We start from the raw sequence: 25,742 nt of genomic DNA, 5'->3' as shown, positions 1-25,742 counted from the left end.
CCGGTTGCAGCCCCCCATCCGGGGCTGCCGCTTTCTGGTTCAACCCTAGGAAATCCGACGATGAAAAAATCCCTGATCGCCCTGGCCGCCCTGATGGCCACCGGGGCCGCCCTGGCCCAATCCAACGTCACGCTGTACGGTCGCGTGGACCTGTCGGTGGGCAACCTCAAGGACAAGGTCAAGAACACCTCCACCACCCAGATGTTCCAGGGCGGCGACGGCGGTCTGACCACCTCGCGCTGGGGCCTGCGCGGCACCGAGGATCTGGGCGGCGGCCTGAAGGCGGCCTTCAAGCTGGAAAACCGCTTCAACGCCGACACCGGCGCGTCGCAAGACCCATACTTCAAAGGCGAATCCAGCCTGTCGCTGATGGGTGGCTTCGGCGAGGTCAAGCTCGGCCGCAGCACCACGGTGTACGACGACGTGCGCGCCCTGGGCCAGAGCCGCAATGTGTTCGACTCGGCCTTCACCGCTTCCAGCAACGGCGTGTTCAAGTCGGGCGGCGACTATGCCTCGCGCTTCGACAACAAGATCAGCTACTACAGCCCCAACATGGGCGGCTTCTACGCGGGCATCGACGTCTCGCTGGACGAGAAGGCCGGCGTCTCCCAGGACAAGTACGCCTTCAAGGTCGGCTACAAGCAAAAGGAATTCGAGGTCGCTCTGGCCCACCAAAACGAGAAGGACAAATCCGACAAGTACACCGCGCTGGCCGCGATGTATGACTTCGGCAGCTTCTCGGTGTCGGGCGTATACAACCAGCGCAAGGGCAGCGCCGCCAACGGCGACGACAGCGAATACGCGCTGGGCGTGACCGTGCCGGTCGGGGCCTGGGCCTTCTCCGGCGGCTATGCCTACAGCAAGACCAAGGACTCGGCCGGCGGCGCCAAGAACGGCAAGGCCAGCGGCTTCGCCCTCGGCGCCACCTATGCCCTGTCCAAGCGCACGCGCCTGTACGCCGGCTACCGCGACGTGGTGGTGAAGAACAACGTCGGGGCCAAGACCAAGGACGAGCGCCTGGTCGCCTTCGGCATGCGCCACGACTTCTGATCGCGGCCCTGTCCGCACACGGGCGGTGACGGGCCGCCCGATCTCTCCAAAAACGCTCCTTGGGACGGGCTTTCTGCGGAAAGCCCGCTTTTTTTCTCAGGACAGGGCACGCTGGCGCCACGCGGCCAGCGCCCCCAGCCACAGCGCCCCCGCCGAGAACACCAACCCCCGCTCCAGCCCCCCGGGGCCGTCGCCGATCCAGCCCACCACGGCCGGGCCGACGATCTGGCCCGCCGCAAACACGATGGTGAAGGCGCTGATGCCCGCCGCCCAACGCGCCGCGGGCAGGTTGTGGCGCACCAACGCCGTGGTGGACGCAACCACGGACAAAAACACCGCGCCAAACAGCAGGCCCGACGCCAGCAGCACCGGCCAGGCGTGGGTCAGGGCCGGCAACACCGTGGCCAGTCCGAGCAATGCATTCAGCCGCGCCAGGGGCTGTCCGTCGCGGTGCCGATCCAGCAGCCCGGCCCACAGGCGCGACGACGCCATCACCGCCACCCCCAGCAGGGCATAGAACAGCGTGATTTCAGCCGCAGGGGTGCCGCGATCGCGCAGCAGCGCGATCACGAACGTCATATAGCCGATGTAGCCCACCCCAAACAAGGCGTAGCCCGCCAGCGAGGGGGCAAACGCCCGCAGCAGCGCCCCGGTGTGGGCCGCCCCCCCGGCAGCGGCGGGCGCCGGCGAACTGGCCGGCGCCGGCGGGGCGGCGCCCGTCAGCCCCAGCGTGCCCAGGCCGCGCCAGGCGTGGACCAGGCCCCCGGTGGCCGCCAGACAGGCCACGGCCAAGGCCCACCAGGCCCACGCCCAGGCGTGCGGCCGATCCGCCGCCCAAGCCAGCACGGTCGGCACCGCCAGCGACGACAGCACGATGCCGCTGCCCACGCCACCATAGTACAGGCCCAGCATCAGGCCGGCATGGCGGGGCCAGACACTGCCCAGCCGGGCCGCCAGCAGCCCCCCGGCCACGAACACCCAGGCACTGGCGATGCCCGCCAGCCAACGCTGGATCAGCAGCGGCCCATCGGCCGTCAAAAAACCGCTGCCCGCCATGAACAGCGCCGCCAACGCCGACCCGCCCAGCAACACCGCCGCCGGACCATGGCGGCGCATCAGCGCAGGGACGGTGAGTGCCCCGACCAGATAGCCCACCGCATTGGCCGTGTTCATGGCGCCGGCGAGCAGATAGCTCCAGCCCAGATCCGCGCGCATCGGCGGCAGCAGCAGGCCATAGGCAAAGCGGGTGATGCCCAGTGACACCGCCGCCCCCAGCGACAGCCACAGCGCGAGCACCAGACCGCGGCGCAACGGCACCGGGCAAGCGGATCCCTGTTCGAGGCGAGACATGGCCCCGCATTGTGACGCGGGCCTTTCTATCCTGTCACACCATGCGCGACACCCAAATGCCCTCCCCTTCCGCCCCCGTATCCGCCGAGCGCCTGGCGGCGCTGCAAGCCGCCGAGCGCGAGCGCTTCCTGGCCGAACACCCCCGCTCGCGCGTGCTGGCCGAGCGCAGCGCGGCGCACTACCTGTTTGGCGTGCCGCTGCACTGGATGCGCGACTGGCCCAACCCCGTGACGCTGTTCGTGCGCAGCGCCCACGGGGCGGAACTCACCTGCGCCGACGGGCATGGCTACGCGGACTTTTGTCTGGGCGACACCGGGGCGATGTTCGGCCACTCCCCGGCCCCGGTGGCGCGCGCCATCGCCGAGCAGGCGGCGCACGGGCTGACCTGCATGCTGCCCACCGAGGCGGCAGCGGGCGTCGGTGAACGGCTGGCGCAATGCTTTGGCTTGCCGTTCTGGCAGTTGGCCCTGTCCGCGAGCGACGCCAACCGCTTCGTGCTGCGCTGGGCGCGCGCGGTCACCGGCCGGCCGCAGTTGTTGGTGTTCGATGGCTGCTACCACGGCGCGGTGGACGACACGCTGGTGGACCGCGACCCCGCGACCGGCAGCACGGTGCGCCGGCCATCGGTGCTCGGCGCGGTGCACGACCACCCCGATTTCACGCGGGTCATCCCCTTCAACGACCTGACCGCGCTGGAGCGCGCGCTGGCCGATGGGCAGGTGGCCGCCCTGCTGGCCGAGCCCGCGCTGACCAACTTTGGGCTGGTGCCGCCCGAGCCCGGCTTCTGGCCGGCGGCTCAGGCCCTGTGCCGCCGCTACGGCACCCTGTTGGTGCTGGACGAAACCCATACCCTGTCCAGCGGCGTCGGCGGCCATGCGCGGGCGCACGGGCTGGCACCCGACGTGTGGGTGGCCGGCAAGGCCGTCGCCGGGGGCGTGCCCTGCGCACTGTACGGCGTGACCGCCGATCTGGCGGCCCGCATGCAGGCGGTCAAACAGGCTGCACCCGAGGGGCACAGCGGCATCGGCACCACACTCACGGCCAACGCCCTGGCCATGGCCGCGCTGGATGCGGCCTTGCAGCATTTGCACACGCCAGCCAGCTATGCCGCCATGAACCGCGTCGCCGATGCGCTGGAAGCCGGCTTGACCGAGCGCTTGCGCGCCCGTGCCCTGCCCTGGACCGTGACACGGCTGGGCGCCCGGTTGGAACTGCAGTTCATGCCCGAGACGCCGCGCAACGCCGACGATGTGCGCCGCCATGCCCAGCCGGCGCTGGAAGCCAGCCTGCACCTGTTCCTGCTCAACCGCGGGGTGCTGCTGACCCCGTTCCACGGCATGATGCTGTGCTCGCCGGCCACCTCCCCGGCGCATGTGGATCGCCTGCTGAACGCCTTCGACGACTGGCTGGCCGCCCTGGGTTTGTGAGGTCACGCCCCGAGGCCGATGGGCGCCGGGGCCACCTCCAGAATGCGGCGAAACAGCCGCTCGTAGGCCGGATCGGGCGCATAACGGCCCGTCAGCGGGTCGCGGTTGGCCTCGAACGCCTCGTCCAGCGCCCGCCAGTCGGCTTCGTCGAGCACGCGCTGGGCCGCGGGCAGGATTTCCTGCTCCTCCAGCCGCATGTGCTCCAGATAAAACCCGACGTAGCGCTCGCAGGCCTCGACGAAGGCGGCCTGGCGGTCGTCGCCCAGCCATTCCCAGGCCAGCAGCCGGTGCTGCAATTCGCGCACCTGCGACTCGCCCTTCATGTGGTCCTGCTCCAGCCGGGTGATGACGGGCAGCACGGCCGGCTCGCGCTTGGCCACGCGCGGAAAGAGCAGATCGGACTCTTTCGGATGGTGCAAGCGCTCCGGAAACTCGTCGATGTAGAACAGCATCGCGCGCAGCGTGTCGAAAAAGCGCGCGCGGTCATCGCCCGGGCCGCGGCGAACCAGCCACAGCAGGGACTGCAGCATGGCGGCCAGGGCCGCGTGCTCATCGCGAATGGTGCGCAGGGCGCTCGAGGGGTGCATGGGTGGCCTCCTGCCCAAAACATGGTCGATCTATCCCCAGACCGACGCTGGCCAAGCATGCCGCCAAACGCCCCCCCTGATCTTGACGCACGTCAAGACGGGGAAACCGTCTGGGAAATCGCGGTTACATGCGCGGGGCGCCAGCGCGTCAGCCACAAGGCATTGGACACCACGCTGACCGAGCTGGCCGCCATCGCCGCACCGGCGAACACCGGGTCCAGCACGCCCAGCGCCGCCAGCGGGATCCCCGCGACGTTGTAGACGAAGGCCCAAAACAGGTTTTGCCGGATCTTGCGCACCGTTCGGGCCGAAATATCCAACGCCGCGGGCACCAGCGCCGGGTCGCCGCGCAGCAGCGTGATGCCGGCGGCGTGCATGGCGACATCGGTGCCGCTGCCCATGGCTATGCCCACATCGGCCGCCGCCAGCGCCGGCGCATCGTTGATGCCGTCGCCCACCATCGCCACGGCGCCGCCGCGCGCCTGCCAGCGCCGCACCACGGCGGCCTTGTCGGCGGGCATCACCTCGGCCTCGACCTCGCCGGCCTCGGGTCGCAAGCCCAGGCGGCGCGCCATGGCCTCGGCGGCCGCCCGCTGATCGCCGGAGATCATGACCACCCCCAGGCCCCGCGCACGCAGCTCCGCGATGGCCTGGGCGGCCCCGGGCTTGGGCTCGTCGGCAAAGGCCAGCAGCGCCAGCGGGCGCCAGACGTCACCCTGCTGCCAGGCCAGCACGGCCAGCGTGGCCCCGGCCGCCTGCTGCTCGGCCATGGCCGGTGCCCAACCGTCCGGCAGCCCGGCCCCTGGCTGCAGAGGGCAGCCCAAATCGGCCATCCAGCCCGGGCTGCCCAGGGCCAGGGTCACGCCGTCGACCGTGCCTTGCACCCCGCGACCGGGCACCGTCTGGGTGTCGGTGGCGGGGGCTGGCAACGCCTCCCCCCATGCGGCCAGCACCGCCTTGGCCAGCGGGTGGCTGCTGCCCATCTGCAGGGCAACGGCGGTGCGCAGCGCGGCCGCTTCGTCCACACCGGGTGCGGGCACCAAAGCGACCAGGCGCGGATGCCCGACGGTGAGCGTGCCCGTCTTGTCGAAGGCCACGGTGCGCACGCGCTGGGCAACCTCCAGGGCCTCGGTGTCCTTGACCAGGATGCCATGGCGGGCCGCCGCCCCCGTGCCGGCCATGATGGCCGTGGGGGTGGCCAGCCCCAGCGCACAGGGGCAGGCAATGACGAGCACCGCCACCGCATGGAGCACGGCCTGCTCGCCATCGGCGCCCCCGACGGTGGCCCACAGCACCCCCGTGGCCAGGGCCACCAGCACCACGATGGGAACGAACACCGCCGCTACCCGATCCACCAGCCGCTGCACCGGTGCCTTGTGCGCCTGCGCATCCTGCACCAGCGCGATGATGCGCTGCAGCACCGATTGCGCACCGATGGCGGTGACCCGCACCTCGATCGCCCCATCGCCATTGAGGCTGCCCCCGGTGACCGCATCCCCCACCGCCTTGGCCACCGGCAACGGCTCGCCGGTGAGCATGGATTCGTCCACCTGGGTGCGACCCTGCACCACGATGCCATCGGCTGGGATGCGCTCGCCCGCGCGCACCAGCACGCGGTCGCCGGGCAGCAATTCGGCCACGGGGACGTCCTGCAGCGATTCGCGGCGCACCCCATCGGGCAGCAGGTGCGCCATCGGCGGCTGCAGCGCCTGCAAGGCGCGGATGGCCGCCGTGGTGCGGCGCTTGGCACGCGCCTCCAGCCACTTGCCCAGGCGCACCAGCGTGATCACGACCGCAGCGGCTTCGAAGTACAGGTGCGGCATCTCGTCCGGCGGCGTGTGCCACCACAGCCAGACGCTCATGCCCCAGGCCGCCGTCGTCCCGAGGGCAACCAGCAGTTCCATGTTGCCGCTGCCACTGCGCAGCGCATGCCAGCCCGCGCGGTAAAACCGCGCGCCCAGCCCAAACTGCACCGGCGTGGCCAACAGAAACTGCCACAGCGCCGGCACCATGAGGTGCACGCCAAACGCCATGGCAATCATCGGCAGCACCAGGGGCGCCGAGAGCACGGCCCCGACCAGGACCCACGCGCCCTCGCGACGCACGGCCCGCCGGGCTTGCGCTTCGTCGTCGTCGCCACTCGCCAGCGGTCGGGGCTCGTAGCCGGCGTCGCGCACGGCGCGCTGCAGACGGGCCGGCAGTTCGGCGGCGTGCGCGGCATCGGCGCGCCACTGCACCCGCGCGGTCTCGGTGGCCAGGTTGACACTGGCGTGGGTGACGCCGGGCACGCGCTGCAGCGCCCGCTCCACCCGCGCCACGCACGACGCGCAGGTCATGCCCCCGATGCCCAGATCGCATTGGCCGGTGGCCCCGGCTTCGAGCGGGGCGTCCGGCGGCGCCGCCGCCGAGGTGAGTTCGTCCGCCATGGAGCAAGTATGCCGCAGCAATCCAGGCGGCGTATGATGGAACGCTCAATCCACTTACCCGAAATGCCATGAAACACGTTTTCACCGTCACTGGCATGTCGTGCGGCCACTGCGTCCGGGCGGTCACGCAGGCCATCCGCGCGCTCGATCCGCAAGCCACGGTCCAGGTCGATCTGGACGCCCAGCGCGTCGAAGTCGAATCGGAACAACCCCGCCCCGCACTGGCCGACGCCATCCGGGACGAGGGCTACACCGTCGTCGACTGACCGACCGCACCGGGGCGGGCCTCTGCGGCTCGCCCCGCATCGTTTTTCTTCTCCCTTTTTTTCCCTCGCTTCGCCCCGTCCGTCCCAACGGCCGGGGCGTTGTCGCATCTGGGCCACGGCGGTGGCCAAACCGCGTTTTGCACAAGCCTGTGGAAAAAAATCGGACAAGAGGCCTGTTATTCACAACCTGGGCAATGTTCGCCCGGGTTGTTCGCGTCCATCCCGGCACCCACGCGGTGGCCACCCACAGGGTCATGAACGCCGCAACCGGCTGTCGCACCAGCAAAAACAGCGCTTGTCCACGGATGGCGGCACGCTTCTACCTACGACGACTACCTTGTATGACGATTACAAAGAAAAACCGGGAACAACGCGAAGCGCGAACCGCGGTACCCACCGCCCAAAAGGGCCGATCCACTGCCCCGCGCTGCTAAGATGCGCACCGAGAACACGCCCCATGTCCAGCGCGCCCCCGTCGTCCCCCGCCATCGAAATCCGCCACGGCCAGATGCCGTTGGTGGTGGCTCGCCTGCGTGGGCCCGATGTGGACGCGGCCTTGGCGGAGTTGGAGCAGCGCTACGGCGATGCGCCGGGTTTTTTCGAAGACGAGCCCCTGCTGTTGGACCTGTCCGAGTGGACGGGGGCGGATCGCCGCCCCACGCCGCTGGAGCGCCAAGCCCTGCTGGACGGACTGCAGCGCATCGGCCTGCGGCCGCTCGCCTTCCACGGCGGCCCGCACGGTTGGCAATCGGCGCTGCGCGAGCGGGGCCTGGCTGCGGGTGAGGTGCAGGGACCGGTGGCCGTGCGCGGCACATCCCCGAAGGCGGACAGCCCGGTCACGACCGCAGCAACGCCGCCAGCCCCATCGGCCCCCCCTTTGCCTAGCGCTGCCCTGGTGGTGGACCGGCCGTTGCGTTCCGGCCAGCAGGTGTATGCGCGCGGACGCGATTTGGTCGTGCTGGCCATGGTCAACCCCGGGGCGGAAGTCATCGCCGATGGCCACATCCATGTGTATGCCCCCTTGCGCGGCAAGGCCATTGCCGGTGCACGCGGCTTGACCGAGGCCCGCGTCTTTGCCCTGGCCCTGGAGCCGGAGCTGGTCTCGATCGCCGGCGTCTACCGCACCGCCGAAACCCCGTGGCCCGATGCCGTACGCGGCAAGCCGGCCCAGGTGCGGCTGGCCAGCGGGCCCGATGGCGACAAGCTGCTGCTCGAACCCCTTTCCTGAAACGCCCTCATTCCCAGACTGAAAGCGATCCATGGCCAAAATCGTCGTCGTCACCTCCGGCAAGGGAGGCGTGGGCAAGACCACGACCAGCGCATCGTTTGCCACTGGGCTGGCCCTCAAGGGGCACAAGACGGTGGTGATCGATTTCGACGTTGGTCTGCGCAACCTCGACCTCATCATGGGCTGCGAGCGCCGTGTGGTCTATGACTTCGTCAACGTCATCCACGGCGATGCCAACCTCAACCAGGCCCTGATCAAGGACAAGCAGGTCGATCAGCTCTATGTGCTAGCCGCCAGCCAAACCCGCGACAAGGAAGCGCTCAAGCAGGAGGGGGTGGAGCGCGTCCTCAACGACCTGGCGGGCATGGGGTTCGACTACATCGTGTGCGATTCGCCCGCCGGCATCGAGACCGGCGCGCTGATGGCCATGTACTATGCTGACGAAGCGCTGGTCGTCACCAACCCCGAGGTGTCGTCGGTGCGCGACTCGGACCGGATTCTGGGCATGCTCAGCTCCAAGACCCGGCGCGCCATCGAGGGGCGCGAGCCGGTCAAGGAACATCTGCTGATCACGCGCTACAACCCCAACCGCGTGCAAGATGGACAAATGCTGTCGCTGCAGGATATCCAGGACATCCTGCGCATCCCGCTGATCGGCGTCATCCCCGAGAGCGAGGCGGTGCTGCAGGCCTCCAACCAGGGCGTGCCCGCCATCCATCTGCAGGGCACCGACGTGTCCGAGGCGTACAAGGATGTGATCGACCGCTTTCTGGGCCAGGACAAGCCGCTGCGCTTCATCGAGGCCGAAAAGCCCAGCTTCTTCAAGCGCCTGTTCGGGAGGTGAGCGCCGTGTCCTTCCTGTCCTTTTTGCTGGGCGAGAAGAAAAAGACCGCCACCGTCGCCAAGGAGCGGCTGCAGATCATCCTGGCGCACGAGCGGGCCGGCCGCAATGCGTCCGAGCCGGACTACCTGCCGGCGCTGCAGCGGGAATTGGTGGCGGTGATCGGCAAGTACATCGCCATCAACCCCGACGACATTCGCGTCAACCTGGAACGCCACGACAACCTCGAGGTGCTCGAGGTCAAGATCGAGCTGCCGGACGCGCGCTGAAGCCCGAGCGTTGTCAGTCCAGTCAAGCCGCGGCGCGCTGCAGCCGGTCGCGCACGCCATCCCACGCGGCATCCGCCGGCGGGCGCTCGACCCAGATCAGCCGCGTCTGCCCGTCGTCCAGCTCGCGCAGCGCGGCGAACAACTCGCGCGCGGCCGCCTCGGGCTCCATCGGCATGGGGCGCAGCCGCACATGCGCGCTGACGCAGCGCAGCGGGCTGCGGTGGTAGACCGCCAGATCGCGCGCCTGCGCGCCGAGCAGGTCCAGCGCCGTCTGCAGCTCGGCGGCGTCCATTAGCCGCACCTTGGCCTGCGGCGCGTAGTGCGACGCCAGCGTGCCGGAGGCGCGCGGCGCGTGCGCGTCGCGGTCGCGCACCGGGCGGCCGAGCGTGCGCTCCAGCTGCGCGCGGCCGATCATGCCGGGGCGCAGCAGCACTGGCTCGGCGCGCGTGCAGTCGACGATCGTCGACTCGATGCCGACCGGGCAGGCGCCGCCGTCCAGGATCAGCAGCTCGGCGTCGGACAGCGCGCCCAGCTCCGCCGCCACGTGCGCGGCCTGCGTCGGGCTGACGCGGCCGAAGCGGTTGGCACTCGGCGCCGCCAGCCCCCGGATACCGGCGCCGTGGCACGCGGCCAGCAGCGCCTGCGCCACCGGGTGCGCCGGGCAGCGCAGCCCGATCGACGCCTGCCCCCCGGCGGCGGCCTCGGCGACGCCCGGCTGGCGCGGCAGGATCAGCGTCAGCGGCCCGGGCCAGAACGCCGCCATCAGCGCGCGTGCGTAGTCCGGCACCGCCGCGGCGTAATGGGTCAGCGCCGCCTCGCGCTCGGGCGGCGTGGCGCCGCCGATGTGCACGATCAGCGGGTGGTCGCTCGGCCGCCCCTTGGCGGCGAAGATGCGCGCCACGGCCCCGGGCCGGTCGGCGTCCGCGGCCAGTCCGTACACCGTCTCGGTCGGCATGGCCACCAAATATCCAGCGCGCAGCCGCTGCACCGCGTCGGCCAAGGCCTCGGCGGCCTGCGGGCCGCGCGCGTCGCGAATCAGCGCCATGGCGCGATGCCCAGTCGCTCGGCCGCGGCCCGTGCGGTCTGTTGCGCGGCCTCGGCCGTGGCGGCCGTGATCGTCAGATGGCCCATTTTGCGCCCCGGCCGGGCGTCGTGCTTGCCATACAGGTGCAGGTGCGTTCCGGGCAGCGCCAGCACGCCCGCCCAGTCCGGCGTCACGGGCTGGCCGTCGCGCCACCACAGGTCGCCCAGCAGGTTGAGCATGATGGCCGGGCTGTGCTGCCGGGGCGTGGGCAGCGGCAAACCCGCCAGGGTGCGCACCTGCAGTTCGAACTGCGACACGTCGCAGGCGTCGATGGTGTAGTGGCCGCTGTTGTGCGGGCGCGGCGCCATCTCGTTGACCACCAGCGTGCCTTCGGCGCTGCCGTCGTCGACGACGAAAAACTCCACGCACAGCACGCCCACATAGCGCAACTGCGCGGCGATGGCGCCGGTGGCGGCGATGGCCTGCTCGGCCAGCACCGGCGAAACGCCGCCCGGGACCACCTCGGTGACGGCCAGGATGCCGTCGCGGTGCAGGTTGCGCTGGACGGGAAAATGCACCTGCGCCCCGTCGGCCCCGCGCGCGACGATGACCGACAGTTCGTCGCGCAGCGCCAGGCGCTGCTCCAGCACGCACGGCACGCGACCCAGTTGCTCCCAGGCGGCGGCCAGTGCGGCACGGTCGGCCACGCGCACCTGGCCCTTGCCGTCGTAGCCCAGGCGCGCGGTTTTCAGGATGCCGGGCAGCAAGGCGTCAGGCACGGCGGCCAGATCGGCTGGCGACACGATGGCGGCATGTGGCGCCGGGCCCACCCCGCCCGCGCGGGCGCAGGCGGCGAAGTGCGCCTTCTCGGCGATGCGGTCCTGCGCCACGGCGACGGCCTGGGGCCCCGGCGCCACCGGCCGCTGCGCGGCCAGGGTGGCCAGGGCGCCGGCGGGCACGTTCTCGAATTCGGTGGTGATGGCCTCGCAGCGCTGCATCAGTTGCGCCAGGCCCTGTTCGTCGTCGTAGGCGGTGGCGACGTGGTAGTCGCTGACGCGTCCGGCGGGGCTGGTCGCATCGGGGTCCAGCACGGCGGTCTGGTAGCCCAGGGCCTGCGCCGCGTGGACGAACATGCGGCCAAGCTGGCCGCCGCCCATCACGCCCAGCGTGGCCAGCCGGCCGCCGCCCGCCACGGGGCCGGGCAGGATGGGGGTGGCACTCATGCGCGGCCTCCCGCGTTCGGTTCCACGGGCAGGGTCATGGCCCGCGCCATGGCGGTCTGCTCGGCGCGGAAGGCGTGCAGCCGCTCGCGCAGCGCCGCATCGTGGCGGGCCAGCATCGCCACCGCGAACAGGGCGGCGTTGGCCGCACCGGCCGCACCGATGGCAAAGGTGGCCACGGGAATGCCCTTGGGCATCTGCACGATGGAGTGCAGCGAATCCACCCCCTGCAGGTGGCGGCTGGGCACCGGCACGCCCAGCACCGGCACGGTCGTCTTGGCCGCCAGCATGCCGGGCAAGTGGGCCGCGCCGCCCGCGCCGGCGACGATGGCCTGCAGCCCGCGACCCTCGGCCGCCTCGGCATAGGCGAACATGTCGTCCGGCATGCGGTGGGCCGAGACGACCCGCGCCTCGAACGCGACGCCGAACTGTTGGAAAATGGCAGCCGCGTGCTGCATGGTGTCCCAGTCGCTGCTGGACCCCATGACGACACCGACCTGGACGTTGCTGCTGGACATGGCGACCCCGGGGGAAAATCCCGTCATTCTAGAGAATCGGACGCTGCCGACATGATCGACGTCACGCTTGCCAATTTCCAGGCCGAGGTGCTCGAGGCCTCGCTGACCACGCCGGTGCTGGTGGATTTCTGGGCGCCCTGGTGCGGCCCCTGCAAAGTCCTCGGCCCCATTCTGGAGAAGGTGGAGCAGGCCTATGCGGGCCGCTTCAAGCTGGTCAAGGTCAACACCGAGGACGAGCAGCAGCTCGCCGGCTACTTCCAGATCCGCAGCATCCCGACCTGCATCCTGTTCGTCGGTGGGCAGCCGGTGGATGGCTTCATGGGGGCGCTGCCGGAAGGGCAGATTCGCGCCTTTTTGGACCGCAACCTGCCCAGCGAAGCCGACCTGCAGGCTGAGGCCGAACGCGCCGAGGCCGAGGCGGCGGCTGCCCAGGGCGACGCCGACACGGCCCTGCAGCGCCTGCGCGATGCGCTGGCGCAGGCGCCCGACAACGACGATGTGCGCTTCGATCTGGTTCGGCTGCTGATCGGCTCGGGCCAGTTGGGCGAAGCGGCGGCCGCGCTGGCGCCGGCGCTGGGCAAGATCCCGGTGCCGCTGCGCTTCGAGGCGCTGGCGCAGTGGCTCCATGCGCTGGAATTCGCCACCACCGATCCGCGCGGGCGGTGGCCGCTGGAGAAGTTCGACGAGCTGATCGCGGCCAACAAGCGCGACTTCGAGACGCGCTTTGCCAAGGCCCGGGTGCTGATTGCGCGGGGCGACTGGACCGCCGCGATGGACGAGTTGCTGGAGATCATCCTGCGCGACAAAAAATGGGCCGACGAAGCCCCGCGCAAAACCGTGGTCGCCCTGCTGGAACTGCTGACCCCGCCCAAGCGCGACGCCGGGGCCGCGCCCAAGTCCGCGGCCGGTCTGGAAATCGCCGGGCATGCCGCGGCGGCCGAAGATCCGCAGGCCGAGCTGGTCTCGCGTTACCGGCGCAAGCTCAGCATGGCCCTCAACTGAGCCGCTGGGGCCGCCATGATCACCGTGCGCTTCGTCACCCCCGGCCCGCAGGGGCCCGTGCAGGACCGCGAGGTCGAGGTGCCGGCCGACGGCCGCAGCCTGATGAAGGCTGCGGTGGACGCGGGCATCGATGGCATCGCCGCTGACTGCGGCGGCAGCCTGACCTGCGCCACCTGCCATGTCTTCGTCACCGAGCCGTGGCTCGCGCGGCTGCCGCCCGTGTCCGCCGATGAGGACACCATGCTGGACTACACGACGGAGGAGCGCCGCGCCAACAGCCGCCTGAGCTGCCAGATCCGGCTGACCCCCGAGCTGGATGGTCTGACCGTGGAGCTGCCCGCGCGGCAGTACTGACGGCCGCGGCGGCGCGGGTTTCACAATTCTTTACGCGCGGACCAAGCGCCCTTCACGCGGGGACGGGACCATGGGCACCGTGGACGGCAACCCGCCGTCCCCTTCGATGCAAGGAAAGGAGTGTTCCATGTCCGCTACCGTTGCTTTCTCCACCCGCTGGCGCCCGCTGCTGCTGGGCGTGGCGCTGGCGGTCTCCGCCGCGGCCACCCCGCTGGTCTGGGCCCATGCCGCCCGCGCCGGGCACGGGCCCATGGGGGCCCCCATGGCCGGGGGCATGGGGCCGGTCCTGGCCGGACCGCTCGCCGACGATCCGGCCCGTCTGGACCGCTGGCTGGACCGCATGGCCCAGCATCTGCAACTGCAACCCGCGCAGCGCGACGACATCCGCCGCATCGCGCAGGCCGCCGCGCAGGACCTGCGGCCGCTGCGCGACGAGGCCCGCGCACTGCACGAGGAACGCCGGCGCCTGTGGGCCCAGCCCACGCTGGACGAGGCCGCGATCGAGGCGCTGCGCCAGCGCGCCCTCGCCCTGCACGAACGGCTGAGCGCCCGCATGCAGCAAGCGATGCTGGAGGCGGCCCGGGTGCTGACGCCCGAGCAGCGCCAACGGCTTGCCCAAGGCATGGACCGCCGCGGGGCCCACCGGCACGGGGGCCAGTGGGCCCCGCGCGGCGGTGAAAACGGTTGACCCCTGACCGACCCCCGAACGACCCCCGAGTGGCATGGCGGCCCGGATTCTGCTCATCGATGACGACCTGCGGCTGACCGCGATGGTCGGCGACTACCTGCGGCAGGCGGGCTGGCAGGTGGAGACGGCGGCCTCGCTGAGCGCCGCCCGCCAGCGCCTGGGGCCCGGGCTGCCGCCGCCCGATGCGCTGGTGCTGGACCTGATGCTGCCCGATGGCGATGGCCTGGACCTGTGCCGCGATCTGCGCGCCCGGCCCGACACGCGCCACCTGCCCATCCTGATGCTGACCGCGCGCGGCGAGCCGACCGATCGCATCATCGGGCTGGAGCTGGGGGCGGACGATTACCTGCCCAAACCGTTCGAGCCGCGGGAGCTGCTGGCGCGGCTGCGCGCCCTGCTGCGCCGCGCCGGGGCGACGCCGCCAGCCGCCGGTGCGGCCGAGGTGCTGCGCTTTGGCCGGCTGGAGGTCGATCTGGCCGCGCACGCGGTGCGGCTGGACGGACGCGTGTGCGAGCTGACGGCTTACCAGTTCCAGTTGCTGGCGGTGCTGGCGCGGCACGCCGGGCGGGTGCTGTCGCGCGACCAGATCATGGACGCCCTCAAAGGCCATCCGCAGGAAGCCTACGACCGCTCGATCGATGTGCACATCTCGCGCATCCGCGCCGCGATCGAGGACGACCCCAAGCAGCCCCGCCGCATCCTGACCGTGCGCGGGGCCGGCTATCTGCTGGCGCGCCAGCCCGCGGGCGATGGGGAGCCTGCCCCGTGAAAACGCTCTACCTGCGCATCTACCTGACGGTGGTGGCGGTGCTGCTGCTGTTTGCCCTGCTGTCGGGCTGGCTGTTCCAGCGCAACATGGACCAGGTGCGCGCGCTGGACCGCGCGGCCTGGAGCGAGCGGCTGGCCGGCTGGGCCGAGCTGGCGCAGGAGGTGCTGCCGCCGCCCTCGGCCCCGCCGGCCGAACAGGCTGCCGTGCTGGAGGACTGGTCGCAACGCCTGCGCCTGCCGCTGGCGCTGGACGATGCCGCCGGGCAGCCGCTGGCCGCCAGCGCCGCCTTCGAGCGTTGGGCCGGTCACGGCGGGCGGCGCATTCGCCTGGCGCTGGCCGACGGCCGGACGCTGTGGGTGCTGCGCCCCCCCCGGCCCGAGGGGCGGCCGCCCGCCGCCGGTCCCCTGGGTCCCCTGCATGGCCCGGGCGTGCCCCGGGAGCCGCCGTGGTGGCTGGGCGGCGGGGGGCTGGCGGCCGCGCTGGTGGTGCTGTTCGTCGCCATCGCCGCCGGCGCGTACCCGGTGGTGCGGCGGCTGACGCGCCGCCTGGAGGCGCTGCGCCGCGGGGTGGAGACATTCGGGGACGGTCAGCTCAGCCACCGCGTGGCGGTGGACGGCCGCGACGAGGTGGCGGCCCTGGCGGCCAGCTTCAACCGGGCGGCCGAGCGCATCGAGAGCCTGGTGCGCTCGCACCAGTCGCTGCTGGCCAATGCCTCGCACGAATTGCGCTCGCCGCTGGCGCGGCTGCGCATGGCGCTGTCGCTGTGGGACACCGATGCCCCCGAGGCGCGCCCCGCCCGCCGCGCCGAAATCGAGCGCAACATCCGCGAGCTGGATGCGCTGGTGGACGAGGTGCTGCTGGCCAGCCGCTTGCAAGCCGCGCCGGACTTGGAACGTGCCCCGGTGGATTTGCTCGGGCTGGCGGCGGAAGAGGCCGCGCTGCTCGGCGCCGAGGTGGAGGGCGAGGCGCTGGTGGTGCCCGGCGACGAGCGCCTGCTGCGCCGGGCCGTGCGCAACCTGCTGGAAAACGCCCGCCGCTACGCCCCGGAGCAGCCGCCCAGCGTGCAGGTGGTGCAATCGGGCGATGCCGCAGAGCTGCGAGTGTGCGACCGCGGACCCGGCGTGCCGGCCGATCAGCGCGAGCGCATCTTCGAGCCTTTTTATCGCCTGCCCGGGCATGCCGAACATGCCGGTGGCGTTGGTCTTGGCTTGAGCCTGGTGCGCCAGATCGCGCAGCGCCACGGCGGGCAGGCGCGGTGCGAGCCGCGCGACGGCGGCGGCAGCTGCTTCGTGCTGCGGCTGCCGCGGGGCTGATCAGCCGATCAGGCGCGCCAGCGCCTCGCGGTACTTGGCCGCGGTCTGTTCGATCACCTCCTTGGGCAGGCGCGGGGCGGGTGGCGTCTTGTTCCACGGCCGGCCGTCCACCCGGGCGTTCTCCAGCCAGTCGCGCAGGTACTGCTTGTCGAAGCTCGGGGGGTTGCTGCCTTCGGCGTAGGATTCCGCCGGCCAGTAGCGCGACGAATCGGGCGTGAGCACCTCGTCCATCAGCGTCAGCGTGCCGTCCGCATCCAGCCCGAACTCGAACTTGGTGTCGGCGATCAGGATGCCTTTGCTGGCCGCATAGTCGCTCGCGGCCTGGTACAGGCGGATGGAGATGTCGCGAATGCGCTCGGCCAGGTCGCGGCCGATGCGTGCGGTCATCTCGTCGAAGGTGATGTTTTCGTCGTGCTCGCCGACGGCCGCCTTGGCCGCCGGGGTGAAGATCGGCTGCGGCAGGCGGCTGGCGTTGCGCAGGCCCGGCGGCAGCGGCACGCCGCACACCGATTGCGTCTGCTGATACTCCTTCCAGCCGCTGCCGGCCAGATAGCCGCGCACCACCGCCTCGACCGGGATCGGGCGCAGGCGCTTGACCAGCATCGAGCGGCCGCGCACCTGCTCGCGCTCGGCCGGGGCGACCACGCTTTCCGGGTCCTCGCCCGTCAGGTGGATGGGGCACAGGTTGGCACCCTTGGGCCCCAGTTTGTCGAACCAGAACAGGCTCAGCGTCGTGAGCAGCTCGCCCTTGCCGGGGATGGGCTCGCCCATGATGACGTCGAATGCGCTGATGCGGTCGGTGGCCACCATCAGGATGCGGTCGTCGCCCACGGCGTAGTTGTCGCGCACCTTGCCGCGCGCCAGCAGCGGCAGGGACGTCAGGTGCGAGGTGTGCAGTGCGGCGGCCATGTCAGTGCACCACCTGCGCCAGCTCGCCGCGCGCATAGCGCTCGGCCATCACCGACAGCGGCAGGCCCTTGATCTTGCCGGCCATGCCTTCGCAGCCAAACTGCAGATAGCGCTGCTTGCACACCTGCTTGGCCGCCTCGCGCGCGGGCTTGAGCCATTCGCGCGCATCGAACTTGTCCGGGTTCTCGTGCAGAAACTTGCGCACCGCGGCCGTCATGGCCAGGCGGATGTCGGTGTCGATGTTGACCTTGCGCACGCCGTGCTTGATCGCTTCCTGGATCTCTTCCACCGGCACGCCATAGGTCTCCTTCATGGCGCCGCCGTACTGGCGGATCTGCTCCAGCAGCTCCTGCGGCACGCTGGACGAGCCGTGCATGACCAGATGGGTGTTGGGGATGCGGGCGTGGATCTCTTTGACGCGGCCGATGGCCAGGATGTCGCCCGTCGGCTTGCGCGTGAACTTGTAGGCGCCGTGGCTGGTGCCGATGGCGATGGCCAGCGCATCGAGCTGGGTGGCTTTGACGAACTCGGCCGCCTCCTCGGGGTCGGTGAGCAGGGCCGAGTGGTCGAGCACGCCTTCGGCGCCGATGCCGTCCTCCTCGCCCGCCAGGCCGGTCTCCAACGACCCCAGGCAGCCGAGCTCGCCCTCGACCGTGACGCCGAGGCGGTGCGCCATCTCCACCACGCGGCGCGTGACGTCCACGTTGTAGTCGTACGAGGCGGGGGTCTTGCCGTCCTCCTTCAGCGAGCCGTCCATCATCACCGACGTGAAGCCGAGGCGGATGGCGCTCTCGCACACCGCGGGGCTTTGGCCATGGTCCTGGTGCATGGCCACGGGGATGTGCGGCCAGGCCTCCACCGCGCCTTGGATCAGGTGGCGGATGAAGGACTCGCCCGCGTACTTGCGGGCGCCCGCCGAGGCCTGCAGGATGACCGGGGCGCCGACCTCGTCGGCCGCCGACATGACGGCCTGCACCTGCTCCAGGTTGTTGACGTTGAAGGCCGGAATGCCGTAGTGGTGCTCGGCCGCGTGGTCGAGCAGTTCGCGCATGGAAACGAGCGCCATCTGGGTCTCCCGCAGGGTGTGTTTGGACGGGCGGCGATTGTACCGGCGGGGCTTTAGCCGGTGTTGCGCAGGCCCGCCGCGATGCCGTTGATCGACAGGTGGATGCCGCGTTTGACCTTCTCCTCCTGGTTGCCGGCGCGGTAGCGGCGGATCAGCTCGACCTGCAGGTGGTGCAGCGGGTCGATGTAGGGGAAGCGGTGCGCGATCGAGCGCGCCAGCGCCGCGTTGTTGGCCAGCCGCTGCGCATGGCCGGTGATGGCCTGCAGCGCCGCGTGGGTGCGGTGCCACTCGGCCTCGATGGCGCCGAAGATGCGCCGGCGCAGGCGCGCATCGGGCACCAGCTCGGCGTACAGGGCGCCAAGCGCCAGATCGCTCTTGGCCAGCACCATGTCGATGTTGCTCAGCAGCGCGGCGAAGAACGGCCAGCGGGCGTGCATCTCGCGCAGCAACTCGTGCGCGGCGTCGCGGCCCAGGTCCGCCTCCAGCGCGGCCACGCCGCTGCCCAGCCCGTACCACCCGGGCAGCGTCAGGCGGCACTGGCCCCAGCTGAAGCTCCAGGGAATGGCGCGCAGGTCCTCGATGCGCTGCGTGGCCTTGCGCGACGCGGGCCGCGAGCCGATGTTGAGCTCGGCGATCTCCCGAATGGGTGTGGCGTGGAAGAAGTAGTCGGTAAAGCCCGGCGTCTCGTAGACCAGCGCGCGGTAGGCCGCCTGGCTGGCGCGCGACAGCGCCTCGGCCGCTTGCAGAAAGCGCGCCGGCACCGGCCGCCGGGGGGGCAGCAGGGTCGCCTCCAGGGTGGCGGCGACCAGCGTCTCCAGGTTGCGCCGGCCGATGTCGGGGTTGGCGTACTTGGAGCCGATCACCTCGCCCTGCTCGGTCAGGCGGATTTGGCCGCGCACCGTGCCGGCAGGCTGGGCCAGGATGGCCTCGTAGCTCGGGCCGCCGCCGCGGCCGACGGTGCCGCCGCGGCCGTGGAACAGGCGCAGCCGCACCGGACGGCCGCCATCGGCCGCCAGGCGGTCGAACAGCGCGGCCAGCGCCACCTCGGCCTGGTAGAGCGACCAGTTGCTGGTGAAGATGCCGCCGTCCTTGTTGCTGTCCGAGTAGCCGAGCATGATGTCTTGCTCGCCATACTCCAGCGGGCCGCCTGCGTGCACCAGCGCGGCCACGCCGGGCAGTGCGTAGTAGTCGGCCATGATGGCCGGGGCCTGACGCAGGTCCTCGATGGTTTCGAACAGCGGCACGACGATCAACTCGGCGCGCGCGTCCTCGCCCCAGTGGCCGTGCAGCAGCCCCGCCTCCTTCTGCAGCACCAGCACTTCCAGCAGGTCGCTGACCGACTCGGTGTGGCTGATGATGGCGTGCCGGATCGCCGCCGCGCCGTAGCGGCGGCGCGCATCGCGCGCGGCACGAAAGATCGCCAGCTCGCGCTGCGTCACCGGGCCGTATGGGGCATCGGGCAGGCGCAGCGGGCGCGGATCGGCCAGCACCTCCAACAGCAGGCGCCGCCGCGCCGCCTCGTCGAGCGCCGCATAGTCCGGCGCCACCCGTGCCTGGGCCAGCAGCTCGGCGACGGCCAGTTCGTGCTGGTCGGAGCTCTGGCGCAGATCCAGCGTCGCGAGGTGAAAGCCAAACACCTCCACCGCCCGGATCAGGGGTTTCAAGCGCGGCTCCGTCAGGGCCGCGCAGCCCTGCTCGACCAGCGCGGCCTCGATCACGCGCAGATCGGCCAGAAAGGCCGCCGCGTCGGGGTAGGGGTGCTGCGGCGGCACCGCGTGGCGCGCCGCCTCGCCGCCGCTGAGGGCCTGCAGCGTCGCCGCCAGCCGCGCATACAGGCCCACCAGCGCGCGCCGGTAGGGCTCGTCGCGGCGGTGCTCGCTGGTGTCGGGCGAGGCGTCGGCCAGGGCCTGCAGGGCGGCCGGGGCCGGCAGCAGCATGGCGGACAGGGACAGTTCCGCGCCGAGCGCATGCACCTCGCGCAGGTAGTGGCGCAGGATCAGATCCGCCTGGCGCTGCAGCGCCAGCGCCAGCGTGTCCGCGTCCACGTTGGGGTTGCCATCGCGGTCGCCGCCGGTCCACTGGCCCAGCCGCAAGAACGGTGCCACCGGGGTGCCATCCAGCGCGGCTTCGATGTCGGCGTACAGCCGCGGCACCTCGGGCACGAAGGTGCGCTCGTAGTAGGCGAGGGCGTTGTTGATCTCGTCGGCCACGGTCAGCCGCGTGTAGCGCAGCAGCCGCGTGTGCCACAGCTGGGTGATGCGTGCGCGCAGCAGCGCTTCGTTGGCGGCCAGCTCGCGCTCGCTGACGTGGTCGCCGCGCCGGTTGCCCGCCGCCAGGGCGCGCGCCCGGATGGCGTCGCGCTGCGCCAGCAGCCGGGCGATGTCGCCCTCGGCCTCGCGGATGCTGGCGCGCTGCACTTCGGTCGGGTGCGCGGTCAGCACCGGCGACACCAGGGCATGGCGCAGGGTGTCGGCGATGGTCTGCCCGCCCACCCCGGCGCGGCGCAGGCGCTGCCAGGTGTGCGCCAGACTGCCCGGCTGCACATGGCCGGCGCGCTCGTGCACCTCGCGCCGGCGGATGTGGTGCCGGTCCTCGGCCAGATTGGCCAGGTGGCTGAAGAAGGTGAAGGCGCGGATCACGCTGACCGCCTGGGCATCGGTCAGCGCATGCAGCACGCGCTGCAATTCGCGGTCGGCGCGTGGGTCGGCGTGGCGGCGAAACGTCACCGAGAGCTGGCGGATGCGCTCGATCAGGGCGAAGGTGGCCTCGCCCTCGTGCTCGCGGATGACGTCGCCGAGCAGCCGGCCCAGCAGCCGGATGTCGTCCACCAGCGGTTGGTCTTTGGGCGGAATCGCGGTACGGCCGGCGGCATCGGCCGAGGGGGAGGGGGGCGGGTCGCGGCGGGGCGTGGCCATGGGCAGAAAAAACGTCAAGGTGGAGGAAGCAAAAAGACAGGGGTCAGCCCGGGGCGCCGTCGTCGCGCGCCACGGTGCGCAGCAGCGTTTTGCCCAGCTCCACGCCCCACTGGTCGTAGGCGTGGATGTCCCAGATCGCGGCTTCGCAGAAGATTTTGTGTTCGTAGGCGGCCATCAGCGCGCCCAGCGCATGCGGATCCAGCCGTGGCAGCCACAGCAGATTGCTGGGCACGTTGCCGGGGAAGGTGCGGTGCGGAGCGAGCGTTTGCGCGGTCGCCGCATCCAGCCCCTCGGCCCGCAATTGGGCGCGGGTCTGCGCCTCGTCGCGGCCCAGCGCCAGGGCCTGCGCCTGCGCGAGCAGGTTGTCGCGCACCAGGCGGTGGTGCCGCTCGGCCAGGGGCAGTGGCGTGTCCTCGGTGTCGATGCCGATGAAGTCCACCGGCACCCGGTGGCGACCCTGGTGCAAAAGCTGGAAATACGCGTGCTGCCCTTCCAGCCCGATGCCGCCCCAGACGATCGCTTCGGTACCGACGGCGCACACGGTGCCGTCGCGGTGCACGCGCTTGCCGTTGGACTCCATCGCCAGTTGCTGCAAATAGGGGACGAAGTGGCGCAGCCGCTCGGCATACACCGCCACCAACTGGGTGGGGCAGCGCAAAAAGTCGCGGTTCCACACCGACAGCAGCGCCAGCGCCAGCGGCAGGTTGCGCTCCGGCGGTGCGTGCCAGAAGTGCTCGTCCATCGCGCGCGCGCCCGCCAGCAATTGCCGAAACGCCGCCGCCCCGATGGCCACCGCGAGCGGAAAGCCGATCGCCGACCAGACCGAATACCGGCCACCCACCCAGTCCCAGAACACGAAGGTGTGCGCCGGGTCGAACCCCTGTGCCCGGGCCAGATCGGGCCGCGCCGTCACGGCCACCAGGTGCGTGCCCTGGGCGTCCGGCTCCAGCCCCGCATCGGCCAGCCAGCGGCGGGCGGTGTCCGCCATCAGGCGGGTTTCGGGGGTGGTGAAGCTCTTGCTCTGCACGACGAACAGCGTGTCGTGCGGATTCAGGTCGCGCAGCGTGTCGTGCAGTGTCCAGGCGTCGGGGTTGGGCACATAGCGCACCGCCACCGCCGGCGTGGCCAGGGCGGCCAGCGCTGTGGTGGCCATGCGCGGCCCCAGGTCCGAGCCGCCGATACCCAGGTTGACCACCGTGCGGATGGGCAGCCCGCGGTGCCCGCGCCACGCCCCGCTGCGCACCCGCTCGGCCGCGGCCAGAAAGCGCTCCCGCTCGTCGCGCACGGCGGCGCTGATCGCCGCCCCCCAGGGAGCGGCCGGGTCGTCGTCACCCCGCAGGGCCGGGTGCAGGGCGGCACGCCCTTCGGTGGCGTTGACGGCTTCGCCGCGCCGCAGGGCGTCGGCCTGTCCGGCCACGTCCGCCTCGCGTGCCAGCGCCAGCAGGGCCTGCCAGATGGGCAGGTCCACGGCCTGTCGCGTGGCATCCAGCCGCAGCCCGGCAGCGTCGAAGCGCAGCGCGGCGCTGCGCGCCGCATCCGCCGTGGCCAACCGGTCCCGCAAGGGCGGCTGGGGGGTGGCCGCCAGGGCCTGCAGCCGGTCCCAGGCGGGCAGGCACGCGGGCCGGTGCCCGCCGACGGGTGCGCCGGCAGGGTCGGCGGAGTCGGCTAAGGGGCGGGGCGAGGACGTCGAGGCGTGCATGGGCCAGGGCGGGGAGCGGACCATCCGCGATCATACGGCCCAGGCCGGGCCGCCCCGCCCCGGACGGGGCAACAAAGAGCGGGGCAACAAAAAGCCCACCGGCACGCCGAAGATGCCGGCCGAGATCGGCTGGATGCCCCACCAGAGCTGCACGGGGTCGGTCACACCGAACACGCTGCGCAGCCACGGCTGGGTGGTGGCCATGTAGTAGAAGGTGATGCCAAAGCCGGCGATCATGCCGAGGATCGCCCCCCACTTGGTGGCCCGCTTCCAGAAGATGCCCAGCGTCAGCGCGGGGAAGAAGCCCGCCGCCGCCAGCGAGAACGCTGCCGAGACCAGGAACAGGATGTCCGCCGGCTTTTGGGCGGCCACGTAGGCGGCCATCAAGGCCACGACCAGCAGCAGGACCTTGGAGATCATCACCCGGCGCGAGGTCGGGGCGTTCGGGTCCATCATCTTGTAGTACAGGTCGTGCGACAGCGCGTTGGCGATGGTCAGCAGCAGGCCGTCGGCGGTGGACAGCGCCGCGGCCAGACCGCCCGCGGCCACCATGCCCGACACGACGTAGGGCAGGCCCGCGATCTCCGGCGTCGCCAGCACGATGATGTCGCCGCCGATGCGCATCTCGCCGAGCTGGAAGATGCCGTCCTTGTTGACGTCGGTGACCGACAGCAGCGCCGGGTCGACCTTGGTCCAGGCGTCCTTGGCGGCGGCGCGGTCGGCGGCCAGCGCGGCCGGCACGTCCTTGAGCTTTTCGCCCAGCGCGGCCGCCTGGGCCTGGAAGGCGGCGATGACCTCTTTTTCCTTCGGGTCGTCGATGAGCTGCTTCTCCCGCTCCGTGACCTTCTGCAACTGGTAGCCGTAGACCACCTGCGGAATCGGCACGCCGGTCTGCTTCACCGACAGCTACACCACCGGGATCATGTAGGCGATGATCAGGATGATGTACTGCGCCACCTGCGTCCACGTCACCGCGCGCATGCCACCCAGGAACGAGCACACCAGAATGCCCGCCAGCCCCAGGAAGATGCCGATCGAGAAGTCCACGCCGGTCAGGCGCGTGGTGATCAGGCCCACGCCGTAGATCTGCGCCACCACATACACGAAGGACACGAAGATCGCGATCAGGATACCGACCAGACGCGCGATGTTGCCCTCGTACCGCGCCCGGAGGAAGTCGGGGATGGTGAACTGACCGAACTTGCGCAGATACGGCGCCAGGAACAACGCCACCAGGCAGTAGCCGCCGGTCTAGCCCATGATGAAGGCCAGGCCCCCGTAGCCGGTCAGGTACAGCGTGCCGGCCATGCCGTTGTAGACCGCGGGCACGCGCCGGCCGGCGACGTAGTACTCGGCGGCGTCGTTGGTGCGGCTCATGATGCCGATGCCGGCGTAGAGCATCACCGTGGCGAACAGGAAGATGTAGCCCACCCACGCCTTGGGCAGCCCGAACTGCTCCAGGATCGCGAGCGTGACCACGAACACGAAGAAGCCGCCCGTGTACCAGGCGTAGACCTTGTTGAGTTGCTTGCGGAAGGCGGCGTTGCTGCCGGCGCTGAAGACGCCGCCGGCGCTTTCGGGTGCGAGTCCGGCTATGTCAGTCCTCCTGTTCGGCGACACCGTGCTCGATGTCGAGTTGGTTCATGTACCGGGCGTAAAAACCGATGATCAGCACGTAGACCACCAGCGCGCCCTGCGCGCCCACCCAGAAGCTGAAAGGCCAGCCGAAGAAGGTGAAACTCAGGTCGCGGGCAAAGAAGCCGACGACGAACGTCACCACGAACCAGATCGCCAGCAGAATCCCCGTGATGCGCAGGTTCTTCTGCCAGTATCGCTGTTGCGATTCCGTCAGTTGCATGGAAGTTGTCTCCTTTCGGTCTAGGGGCTGCGGACGGGCTCGGCGGCCCGCCCCCACCCAGGGCTTGTTGAGCACCTGGAACAGCTGGTAGACGAAGTTGCTCTCGCGCCGCGCACCGGCGATGATGTACAGCACGCCCTGACCGAGCAGGGCGAGCAGTCCGATGTACAGGACCAGTTGAGCCGCGTTGAGCCAGAACAGCATGGCAGGATGGGCGAATGTGGCGCGATGGTCACTCGCGTTGACTTACCAAACCCTTACAAAACAGGGCGGTCAGGGAAAATTCTGACGATAACCTGACCGACAGTGGGGCTGCCGAGGCGGCGACCCCGATCCCCGCACCGACCGGAGGATGCGCTTGGACACGACGGAACACGACGAATAGACAGGTTTTGCGGACCTACCCGTCCATGGCGCTGGAGACCATGAGCGAGCGCGGCGCATCCGCCATGTGCCGGTCCTGCAGGACGGCCGCGTGGTCAATGTCATTTCCGAGCGCGACCTGTTCGCGCTGCAGCGGCTGTCGATCAAACACCTGGGCAGCGCCATCGCGCACGGACGCACGCTGGCCGATTTTCAGCGGGTGGCGGCCGACATCCGCGCCTATGCGCGCCACCTGATGGCGCAGGGGGTACAGGCGCGGCAGTTGACGGCGCTGATTTCGCGCCTCAACGACCAGCTCACCCAGGGGCTGCCAGCCACCGGCACGCGCGAGCGCCTGCTGACGGCCGGGCGGGCCATGGGGGCGCCCGCGCCCGAGGTGGAGGGCTGGGTCGCCGCGTTCGATTTTTTGCAGACGCTGCGCCTGACCCGGCAGAGCGATTCCTCGGCCGATCCGCAGCAGCCCAACCGCATCGACCTCAACACCCTCAACCCGGTGGACGAGCGCGTGCTCAAGGCCTCGCTGCGCGCCATCAAGACGCTGCAGCAGCGGCTGCAATTGGACTATCTGCGCTGACGCGG

General features: G+C 70.9%; 23 protein-coding genes and 1 pseudogene. 12 read left to right on the top strand and 12 right to left on the bottom strand.

Going from position 1 to position 25,742, the window contains the following annotated elements; genetic code table 11:
* Positions 1 to 60: 60 nt before the first annotated feature.
* Positions 61 to 1,050, top strand: coding sequence for a porin (locus A9O67_RS05040; RefSeq protein WP_068608000.1), 990 nt, complete (start codon positions 61 to 63; stop codon positions 1,048 to 1,050).
* Between the two features lie 96 nt (positions 1,051 to 1,146).
* Here the strand turns inward: A9O67_RS05040 and A9O67_RS05035 are convergent, their stop codons facing one another.
* Entirely contained in the window at positions 1,147 to 2,400 is a 1,254-nt protein-coding gene (locus A9O67_RS05035; protein ID WP_068607998.1) for a YbfB/YjiJ family MFS transporter, read from the bottom strand.
* Between the two features lie 41 nt (positions 2,401 to 2,441).
* On the opposite strand from A9O67_RS05035, the gene A9O67_RS05030 reads away from it, so the two are divergent.
* Complete coding sequence (locus tag A9O67_RS05030; RefSeq protein WP_231960216.1) at positions 2,442 to 3,827, top strand: aspartate aminotransferase family protein; 1,386 nt, start codon at positions 2,442 to 2,444, stop codon at positions 3,825 to 3,827.
* 2 nt (positions 3,828 to 3,829) lie between these two features.
* Here the strand turns inward: A9O67_RS05030 and A9O67_RS05025 are convergent, their stop codons facing one another.
* On the bottom strand, positions 3,830 to 4,414 hold the full coding sequence (locus A9O67_RS05025; protein WP_082955375.1) for a hemerythrin domain-containing protein: 585 nt from the start codon (positions 4,412 to 4,414) through the stop codon (positions 3,830 to 3,832).
* A gap of 92 nt (positions 4,415 to 4,506) precedes the next feature.
* On the bottom strand, positions 4,507 to 6,840 hold the full coding sequence (locus tag A9O67_RS05020) for a heavy metal translocating P-type ATPase (RefSeq protein ID WP_068607997.1): 2,334 nt from the start codon (positions 6,838 to 6,840) through the stop codon (positions 4,507 to 4,509).
* A 68-nt stretch (positions 6,841 to 6,908) separates the two neighbouring features.
* Here A9O67_RS05020 and A9O67_RS05015 point away from each other — a divergent pair, with 68 nt between their 5' ends.
* The 4 genes from A9O67_RS05015 to minE all read left to right on the top strand — a co-directional run bounded on the left by A9O67_RS05015 (position 6,909) and on the right by minE (position 9,444).
* The gene (locus A9O67_RS05015; RefSeq protein ID WP_068607995.1) at positions 6,909 to 7,106 is read left to right on the top strand and encodes a heavy-metal-associated domain-containing protein; all 198 of its coding nucleotides are present in this window, start codon (positions 6,909 to 6,911) and stop codon (positions 7,104 to 7,106) included.
* Positions 7,107 to 7,563: 457 nt separating this feature from the next.
* Complete coding sequence (minC, locus tag A9O67_RS05010) at positions 7,564 to 8,334, top strand: septum site-determining protein MinC (RefSeq protein WP_068607994.1); 771 nt, start codon at positions 7,564 to 7,566, stop codon at positions 8,332 to 8,334.
* A gap of 31 nt (positions 8,335 to 8,365) precedes the next feature.
* On the top strand, positions 8,366 to 9,178 hold the full coding sequence (gene minD / locus A9O67_RS05005) for a septum site-determining protein MinD (RefSeq protein ID WP_068607992.1): 813 nt from the start codon (positions 8,366 to 8,368) through the stop codon (positions 9,176 to 9,178).
* Between the two features lie 5 nt (positions 9,179 to 9,183).
* Positions 9,184 to 9,444, top strand: coding sequence for a cell division topological specificity factor MinE (gene minE / locus A9O67_RS05000; RefSeq protein WP_068608294.1), 261 nt, complete (start codon positions 9,184 to 9,186; stop codon positions 9,442 to 9,444).
* A gap of 22 nt (positions 9,445 to 9,466) precedes the next feature.
* Here the strand turns inward: minE and A9O67_RS04995 are convergent, their stop codons facing one another.
* From A9O67_RS04995 to purE, 3 genes are read right to left on the bottom strand one after another with little or no spacing between them, the layout of a single operon-like run.
* Positions 9,467 to 10,483 (bottom strand): L-threonylcarbamoyladenylate synthase, encoded by a 1,017-nt coding sequence (locus tag A9O67_RS04995; protein WP_068608292.1) that lies wholly within the window; start codon positions 10,481 to 10,483, stop codon positions 9,467 to 9,469.
* Entirely contained in the window at positions 10,480 to 11,691 is a 1,212-nt protein-coding gene (locus A9O67_RS04990; RefSeq protein WP_068607989.1) for a 5-(carboxyamino)imidazole ribonucleotide synthase, read from the bottom strand. The genes A9O67_RS04995 and A9O67_RS04990 overlap by 4 nt, the downstream gene beginning before the upstream one ends.
* Positions 11,688 to 12,206, bottom strand: coding sequence for a 5-(carboxyamino)imidazole ribonucleotide mutase (purE, locus tag A9O67_RS04985; protein ID WP_068607987.1), 519 nt, complete (start codon positions 12,204 to 12,206; stop codon positions 11,688 to 11,690). Before purE ends, A9O67_RS04990 begins: the two co-directional genes overlap by 4 nt.
* Before the next feature lie 51 nt (positions 12,207 to 12,257).
* On the opposite strand from purE, the gene trxA reads away from it, so the two are divergent.
* The 5 genes from trxA to A9O67_RS04960 all read left to right on the top strand — a co-directional run bounded on the left by trxA (position 12,258) and on the right by A9O67_RS04960 (position 16,332).
* Positions 12,258 to 13,208, top strand: a complete 951-nt coding sequence (gene trxA, locus A9O67_RS04980; RefSeq protein ID WP_068607985.1) for a thioredoxin — start codon at positions 12,258 to 12,260, stop codon at positions 13,206 to 13,208.
* A gap of 15 nt (positions 13,209 to 13,223) precedes the next feature.
* Positions 13,224 to 13,562: a 2Fe-2S iron-sulfur cluster-binding protein gene (locus A9O67_RS04975; RefSeq protein ID WP_068607982.1), complete on the top strand. Its 339-nt coding sequence runs from the start codon at positions 13,224 to 13,226 to the stop codon at positions 13,560 to 13,562.
* Positions 13,563 to 13,689: 127 nt separating this feature from the next.
* Positions 13,690 to 14,250 carry a Spy/CpxP family protein refolding chaperone gene (locus A9O67_RS04970; protein ID WP_068607979.1) on the top strand — a complete coding sequence of 187 codons (561 nt, stop codon included), beginning with the start codon at positions 13,690 to 13,692 and terminating at the stop codon, positions 14,248 to 14,250.
* Between the two features lie 34 nt (positions 14,251 to 14,284).
* A complete protein-coding gene (locus tag A9O67_RS04965; protein ID WP_068607976.1) occupies positions 14,285 to 15,019 on the top strand; it encodes a response regulator transcription factor in 735 nt (244 codons plus the stop codon).
* The gene (locus A9O67_RS04960; RefSeq protein WP_068607974.1) at positions 15,016 to 16,332 is read left to right on the top strand and encodes a HAMP domain-containing sensor histidine kinase; all 1,317 of its coding nucleotides are present in this window, start codon (positions 15,016 to 15,018) and stop codon (positions 16,330 to 16,332) included. The genes A9O67_RS04965 and A9O67_RS04960 overlap by 4 nt, the downstream gene beginning before the upstream one ends.
* Here the strand turns inward: A9O67_RS04960 and A9O67_RS04955 are convergent, their stop codons facing one another.
* From A9O67_RS04955 to A9O67_RS04920, 6 genes and pseudogenes are all read right to left on the bottom strand, one after another.
* Complete coding sequence (locus tag A9O67_RS04955; RefSeq protein ID WP_068607971.1) at positions 16,333 to 17,241, bottom strand: phosphoribosylaminoimidazolesuccinocarboxamide synthase; 909 nt, start codon at positions 17,239 to 17,241, stop codon at positions 16,333 to 16,335. It lies immediately after the preceding gene.
* A 1-nt stretch (position 17,242) separates the two neighbouring features.
* On the bottom strand, positions 17,243 to 18,307 hold the full coding sequence (gene fba / locus A9O67_RS04950) for a class II fructose-bisphosphate aldolase (RefSeq protein ID WP_068607969.1): 1,065 nt from the start codon (positions 18,305 to 18,307) through the stop codon (positions 17,243 to 17,245).
* Positions 18,308 to 18,360: 53 nt separating this feature from the next.
* Positions 18,361 to 21,222, bottom strand: coding sequence for a phosphoenolpyruvate carboxylase (ppc, locus tag A9O67_RS04945; protein ID WP_068608290.1), 2,862 nt, complete (start codon positions 21,220 to 21,222; stop codon positions 18,361 to 18,363).
* 43 nt (positions 21,223 to 21,265) lie between these two features.
* Entirely contained in the window at positions 21,266 to 22,921 is a 1,656-nt protein-coding gene (pgi, locus tag A9O67_RS04940) for a glucose-6-phosphate isomerase (protein ID WP_068607966.1), read from the bottom strand.
* Between the two features lie 30 nt (positions 22,922 to 22,951).
* Positions 22,952 to 24,517 (bottom strand): annotated as a pseudogene (locus A9O67_RS13045) (sodium:solute symporter family transporter).
* A gap of 1 nt (position 24,518) precedes the next feature.
* Entirely contained in the window at positions 24,519 to 24,779 is a 261-nt protein-coding gene (locus tag A9O67_RS04920; protein ID WP_068608288.1) for a DUF4212 domain-containing protein, read from the bottom strand.
* 451 nt (positions 24,780 to 25,230) lie between these two features.
* Between A9O67_RS04920 and A9O67_RS04915 the strand changes: the two genes are divergently transcribed.
* Complete coding sequence (locus A9O67_RS04915) at positions 25,231 to 25,737, top strand: putative nucleotidyltransferase substrate binding domain-containing protein (protein ID WP_068607956.1); 507 nt, start codon at positions 25,231 to 25,233, stop codon at positions 25,735 to 25,737.
* Positions 25,738 to 25,742 lie beyond the last annotated feature (5 nt).

Origin of the sequence: Tepidimonas fonticaldi (assembly GCF_001675355.1) — a bacterium.
Lineage (GTDB): Bacteria > Pseudomonadota > Gammaproteobacteria > Burkholderiales > Burkholderiaceae_C > Tepidimonas > Tepidimonas fonticaldi.
The sequence above is the reverse complement of the archived record's forward strand: the minus strand, read 5'-3'. Positions and strand labels throughout refer to the sequence as shown.

Coding starts and splice junctions, on each gene's coding strand:
- A9O67_RS05040 (WP_068608000.1), top strand. CDS start 61: ATGAAAAAATCCCTGATCGCCCTGGCCGCCCTGATGGCCACCGGGGCC.
- A9O67_RS05035 (WP_068607998.1), bottom strand. CDS start 2,400: ATGTCTCGCCTCGAACAGGGATCCGCTTGCCCGGTGCCGTTGCGCCGC.
- A9O67_RS05030 (WP_231960216.1), top strand. CDS start 2,442: ATGCGCGACACCCAAATGCCCTCCCCTTCCGCCCCCGTATCCGCCGAG.
- A9O67_RS05025 (WP_082955375.1), bottom strand. CDS start 4,414: ATGCACCCCTCGAGCGCCCTGCGCACCATTCGCGATGAGCACGCGGCC.
- A9O67_RS05020 (WP_068607997.1), bottom strand. CDS start 6,840: ATGGCGGACGAACTCACCTCGGCGGCGGCGCCGCCGGACGCCCCGCTC.
- A9O67_RS05015 (WP_068607995.1), top strand. CDS start 6,909: ATGAAACACGTTTTCACCGTCACTGGCATGTCGTGCGGCCACTGCGTC.
- minC (WP_068607994.1), top strand. CDS start 7,564: ATGTCCAGCGCGCCCCCGTCGTCCCCCGCCATCGAAATCCGCCACGGC.
- minD (WP_068607992.1), top strand. CDS start 8,366: ATGGCCAAAATCGTCGTCGTCACCTCCGGCAAGGGAGGCGTGGGCAAG.
- A9O67_RS04990 (WP_068607989.1), bottom strand. CDS start 11,691: ATGAGTGCCACCCCCATCCTGCCCGGCCCCGTGGCGGGCGGCGGCCGG.
- purE (WP_068607987.1), bottom strand. CDS start 12,206: ATGTCCAGCAGCAACGTCCAGGTCGGTGTCGTCATGGGGTCCAGCAGC.
- trxA (WP_068607985.1), top strand. CDS start 12,258: ATGATCGACGTCACGCTTGCCAATTTCCAGGCCGAGGTGCTCGAGGCC.
- A9O67_RS04975 (WP_068607982.1), top strand. CDS start 13,224: ATGATCACCGTGCGCTTCGTCACCCCCGGCCCGCAGGGGCCCGTGCAG.
- A9O67_RS04970 (WP_068607979.1), top strand. CDS start 13,690: ATGTCCGCTACCGTTGCTTTCTCCACCCGCTGGCGCCCGCTGCTGCTG.
- A9O67_RS04965 (WP_068607976.1), top strand. CDS start 14,285: ATGGCGGCCCGGATTCTGCTCATCGATGACGACCTGCGGCTGACCGCG.
- A9O67_RS04955 (WP_068607971.1), bottom strand. CDS start 17,241: ATGGCCGCCGCACTGCACACCTCGCACCTGACGTCCCTGCCGCTGCTG.
- fba (WP_068607969.1), bottom strand. CDS start 18,307: ATGGCGCTCGTTTCCATGCGCGAACTGCTCGACCACGCGGCCGAGCAC.
- ppc (WP_068608290.1), bottom strand. CDS start 21,222: ATGGCCACGCCCCGCCGCGACCCGCCCCCCTCCCCCTCGGCCGATGCC.
- pgi (WP_068607966.1), bottom strand. CDS start 22,921: ATGCACGCCTCGACGTCCTCGCCCCGCCCCTTAGCCGACTCCGCCGAC.
- A9O67_RS04920 (WP_068608288.1), bottom strand. CDS start 24,779: ATGCAACTGACGGAATCGCAACAGCGATACTGGCAGAAGAACCTGCGC.